The sequence below is a fragment of the Longimicrobium sp. genome, assembly GCF_036280135.1.
Taxonomy (GTDB): Bacteria; Gemmatimonadota; Gemmatimonadetes; order Longimicrobiales; family Longimicrobiaceae; genus Longimicrobium.
Window position 1 is genome coordinate 1 of the sequence record NZ_DASURI010000893.1, and the last position, 4,867, is coordinate 4,867.

Consider the following 4,867-nt stretch of genomic DNA (forward strand, 5'->3'; position numbering starts at 1 on the left):
ACAGGGCCCTGCCCACAGCGATACGCATGTCGACGTGCGGGTGAGACTGGCGGTCGATGCCGTTGCCCGCTGGGTCCCGGGTAGTACCTGTGGAACGCGTGCCCTCGCGATGATCGCGTTGCTCGCGAGAGAAGGCTATGCCTCAGATCTGCGGCTCGGAATCCGTCGCCGGACCGACGGCCGGCTGGCAGCGCATGCGTGGGTTACTGATGCGGCGGGTCGTGTGATCAGCGAGCCGCCGGAGCAGTTGAATGGTCATTTGCAGGTGTGGCTTCCTACCATTTCGACAACCACCTCCACCATGGGTCTCAGACAATGAACAAACCCTTGGATCAGGCGGGATTGCCGTTCGAGGCACCGCTCTGGACCGCTCAACTCGCGCCAGGGGGCTCGTTGATGGTGCGCACCCGGGCGCGGCTAGAACACGAAGTGATCATCCGGGCCCTGCGAGACGCTGCGTTCAGGCATGAGCTGGTGGCCAACCCGAAGCCGCTGATCGAGGCCGAACTCGGATACGAGCTGCCGGACACGCTAGAGATCGAGGTGCTGGAGGAGTCGGCGGTTGTGCGGTATCTGGTCATTCCTCACAACCTGGTTGCCGATCATCACCAGGGGCGTCTTAACCTGCACCAAGCGGCCGACTGGGTGATGGATGGCAGGAGGATGCCACTCCTGGATGTCGCACAGGCGTCGGATCTGCTGATTCAGGCCTGGACGGACGAAGGGTTCCGGGCGCAGATCCTCAGCGAGCCCAAGGTGGTCCTGCAGCATCTGTACGGTGTTGAGGTAGAGCCCGGCGCGGTGTTGCAGGCGAGGTTCGAAACCGCGGAACGGCTCTACATCGTCATTCCGGATCTATTCGGATACAACGAACTGGACGATTCCGAGCTTGCGGAGTTCGTCTCGTACGTCAACGAGCCCATGGTGATCGGAAGTCCGGCACTCTGCACCGTGAAGACAACCGAAAGCCCGTACGGCTGCGGCCCCCATTGAACCGGCGCGTTGCTCCGGAGCCCGCCGAGGCGTGGCTTCGCCTGATCGCCGCGCGTGCGATGTCACTGCGGGAACGGGCCGATGCGCTACGCATCGGGCAGGCACCGTCGGGTGATCCGCGTGCCGCTGACCTGCTCATGCAGCGGTGGCGAAAATGCTTTGGGAATGAACCTGAGGCGTTCGCGAAGCGTCTGAGCTGGGATGGACTCTCGGAAGAGACCGCCCTCTCGATCTTGGGCAGCGTCCCGGTCATCAGGGAAGCAGAGGAACTCCCCCGCTGGACGAAAACGTTCAGCGAGTACCGGTCTGCTGCGCAAGCAGATCTGGCATCAGCTCCCGACCCGTCTGTTCGGTCAGAGGAGCCGCTTGCTTTTGAGGACTTGCTGCTTCCATTCGTCCGCGTGGCGCGGCGAGCGCTGCAGGCAGCCGCGGGTCGGACGATCCGGCATCTCGCCCCGCGCGCAGAGGCGACGTTCGAGCGCGCCCTGCTCAAGCGGCTCTGCTGGGTCGCCGAGCGAACGCTGGGGCTGGAGTTTTCCGTCCACCGTGCGACACGGAACCGTTCAGGGCCCGAACCGAACTCGGCGTATCGTGAGTTTGTGGACCTGCACCTTGGCGAGGGCTTTCTCGCCTTGGCCGAAGTGTACCCCGTCCTGGCCCGCCTGCTTGCCACGGCAACAGATCAATGGGTCGATACACAGGCCGAGATGCTCCGGCGGCTCGAAGTCGACCATGCGGAGCTGACGCGAGTTTTCGGGTGTGAAACACCGCTGGGGGAAGTCGTGGCCGCACGGCCCCTGCTCTCGGACTATCACAATGGCGGTCGGTCCGTCTCGATCCTTGAGTTCGCCTCCGGAACCCGGATCGTCTACAAGCCCAAGAACGTCGAGTTGGAGGCGTGCTGGAACCAGCTCCTGGAATGGGCCAACTCGCAAGGCGTATCGCTGTCGCTGCGGACCTTCAAGGTCTTGTGCGGAGACGGTTACGGGTGGGCGGAACACGTAGAGGCCACCCTGTATCGGGAGAATGCGGATATCGAGCGTTTCTCACGCCGCGCGGGTATGCTGGTCTTTGTGGCTTATCTCCTGGACGCGAATGACCTGCACCACGAGAACGTGATCCGCTGCGGGGATAACCCGGTAATCGTCGATTTGGAGACGTTGCTTCACCCGTGGGTCGCCCATCCGACGGGGGATGCGATTGATGATCCGCTACGAGACTCCGTACTCCGAAGCGGGCTACTCCCCGGCCGGAAAGAACCGGCGCCAGGCGCGGCGGACTTCAGTGGACTGCGGGCGGGACCTCCTCCCGCCGTGGTCCGCCCGATCCATTGGACGGCGATCAACTCCGATGCGATGCTCTTGTCCGAGCAGCGTCCCTGTTTCGTTCCCGCACCGCAACAATCTGGACGGGAGTGGTTTGGTCTCGAGCCACGTGCGGTGAAGGCCGGATTCGAGGAGATGTACCGTCTATTCCACGAATGCCGGGAGTTGTTGCTTGCTCCAGAGAGCGTACTTCGGGCGTTTGCTTCGCGCTCAGTGCGATTCGTGTTCCGGCCGACGGCGGACTATGGCCAGTTGCTGACCGGCAGTCTCAAGCCTGCGTACATGCGGGATGGTGCTGCGAGAAGCGTCTATCTGGATGCGGTGACCCGCGCAGCTTCACCATACAGCGAACGGCCGTGCTTCTGGCCCCTGATCAAATCGGAGATTCACGACCTCGAGCGCATGGACGTCCCACTATTCTTTGCCGACGCGGATAGTACCGATGTGAGCGGGGAACATGCCCACAGAGTTATGAACTATTTCTGCGAGCCGGGAACCCAACGCGTACTTGGCCGATTGGCCACGCTGAATGAGCAGGGCTTAGCCACCCAACTCGGCTTGATCCGCCAAGCCATGGACTGCCAAGCCGCAGCCAAGTCCTGATCAGTCGGATAGTGGAGCTTCGTCCCGCAGGCGCGAAAGCCCGGGCCCTCAGACCTCCCGGTCCAGCCCTGATCGCGCCCTGCCCTCCCTCCCGCTTCGGGACCACCACCAGTTCACCACCATATTTGTTGCCGACTCGTTTCTTCTGATGTCATCGGCTTGGGCACGGCTGCCGGTTGAGCCAATCCCCGGGATGAAGCGCGCGAACACAAGATGGCAATCGTGACACTACGGAGTGCCCCGGATGCCCCGCGGTACTTTCGGGCAGGAACTCAGTCCTCGTCCAGCGACGAGTTGATTTCCGCGACTACCCACGCGTCCTCCTCCACGAGCAACCGCGCACGTAACGCAACAACGGACCTTTCGTCCGGGATCCGGCCCAAGGCCCACGCGACGTGGCCTCGGACCAAAGGCTCCTCGTCAGACAACGCGACAACCAGTGCGGGAACGGCCTCGGGCGATCCCCAGTTGCCGAGCGCGACGGCCACGTTGCGCAGCAGACCGCGGCGCTTGGCCCGCTTGATCGGCGAGCCCTTGAAGCGCGCGCTGAACTCCTCCTGTGTCATCGTCATCCACTCGATGAGACTCGGCCCGTCCAGCCCCTCGCGCGCCAGGAACGCTTCCTCCGCCGACGGCGTGGCGAAGCGGTTCCAGGGGCAGACCTCCTGGCAGATGTCGCAGCCGTAGACGCGGTTGCCCATCCGCGGGCGCAGGTCGCGGGGGATGGGGCCGCGCAGCTCGATGGTGAGGTAGCTGATGCACCGCCGCGCATCCATCCGCGGCGCGCCGGTCTCGTCGCGGCCCAGCAGCGCGCCCGTGGGGCACGCCCGCACGCACGCCGAGCACGTGCCGCAGCGGTCCTGCTCGAACGGCGCGTCGTACGCCAGCTCCACGTCCAGCAGGATCACGCCCAGGAACCAGTACGAGCCGCGCCCGGGCTGGATGAGCATGGTGTTGCGCGCCTGCCACCCCAGCCCCGCGCGGCTGGCCAGCTCGCGCTCCAGCACGGCGCCCGTGTCCACGTACGCGCGGCCCCGCACAGGCAGGAGCTCGGCGTTGATCCAGTCCTGGAGCGCGATCAGGCGCTCCTTCATCAGGTCGTGGTAATCCAGGTTCCGCGCGTAGCGGGCGACGATGCCGCGGGAGGGATCGGCGGGCGCGGACGGATCGGCGTCGGCGTTGAAGTACTCCAGCCCCACGACGACGGCCGACCGCGTGCCGGGGACGAGCACGGCGGGGTCGCGGCGCTTGGCGACGGCGTCCTCGCGGGCCAGGTACGCCATCTCGCCGTGCATCCCCTCGCCGATCCAGCGCGCGTACGCCTCGCCGTGGGCGCTGGGACCCACGGGCGCGATGCCCACCGCCCCGAACCCCATCTCCCGGGCCCGGGTGCGGATGCGTTCCGAGATCTCCTCCGGCGAAAGCACGTGCGTCGTCATGGGCCCCCCGTACACCCGCGCCGCGCTCCCGTGCCGGGCGGGGAACTGCATTTCTCACGCAGAGCCGCGGAGGCACAGGGTACCCCCGGGTTCGCGCCGAAACGGGGTACTCCGCGTCCCCTGCGGCTCCGCGTGAGAACGTTGTTCAGTTGTACTCGACGTGGCGGATCCCGGCGTGCTGGAACAGGCGCTCCCAGTAGCGGCGGATCTCCGGGCCGGCGCGATCCCGGTTCGCCAGATTGCCCAGCAGCACGCGGACGTGCACGCGACCCATGCGCGCCGGGTCCACGCGCATCTGCTCCAGCAGCGCCGCGTCCGCGTCCGCCCACGCCTCGGCCTCCGCGGTGCTGGAAGGGGGACGGCGATCGAAGTCGCGGCCCCGGGAGGGCATGCTCTCGTGCATGTCGCTCATGTACAGCACGCGCACGGTGGCGCCCGAATCGGCGCGGGACAGCTCGTCGCGGATCACCTCCAGCGTGCCCACCAGGTCCGTCTGCGCGCGCAGAC

General features: G+C 65.9%; 4 protein-coding genes and 1 pseudogene. 3 read left to right on the forward strand and 2 right to left on the reverse strand.

Translation table 11 applies throughout. From position 1 onward, the window contains the following. The 3 genes from VFZ20_RS28840 to VFZ20_RS28850 form a co-directional block, all read left to right on the forward strand. Nucleotides 1-319 (forward strand): lasso peptide biosynthesis B2 protein (locus VFZ20_RS28840; protein ID WP_329687429.1); only part of this gene is annotated, 319 nt, incomplete at its 5' end. Then, entirely contained in the window at nt 316-993 is a 678-nt protein-coding gene (locus tag VFZ20_RS28845; RefSeq protein ID WP_329687430.1) for an NHLP leader peptide family RiPP precursor, read from the forward strand. The genes VFZ20_RS28840 and VFZ20_RS28845, both read left to right, overlap by 4 nt. Next, a complete protein-coding gene (locus tag VFZ20_RS28850; RefSeq protein WP_329687431.1) occupies nt 990-2,921 on the forward strand; it encodes a type 2 lanthipeptide synthetase LanM family protein in 1,932 nt (643 codons plus the stop codon). The genes VFZ20_RS28845 and VFZ20_RS28850 overlap by 4 nt, the downstream gene beginning before the upstream one ends. 272 nt (nt 2,922-3,193) lie before the next feature. On the opposite strand, the gene queG is transcribed toward VFZ20_RS28850, so the two are convergent. Both queG and VFZ20_RS28860 read right to left on the reverse strand, forming a co-directional pair. Further along, a complete protein-coding gene (queG, locus tag VFZ20_RS28855) occupies nt 3,194-4,360 on the reverse strand; it encodes a tRNA epoxyqueuosine(34) reductase QueG (RefSeq protein WP_329687432.1) in 1,167 nt (388 codons plus the stop codon). A gap of 145 nt (nt 4,361-4,505) precedes the next feature. Next, nucleotides 4,506-4,867 (reverse strand): annotated as a pseudogene (locus tag VFZ20_RS28860) (hypothetical protein); the annotation flags it as partial.

Bases quoted from the DNA above. Each gene is read 5' to 3' on its own strand.
- VFZ20_RS28845 (WP_329687430.1), top strand. From the start codon at position 316: ATGAACAAACCCTTGGATCAGGCGGGATTGCCGTTCGAGGCACCGCTC.
- queG (WP_329687432.1), bottom strand. From the start codon at position 4,360: ATGACGACGCACGTGCTTTCGCCGGAGGAGATCTCGGAACGCATCCGC.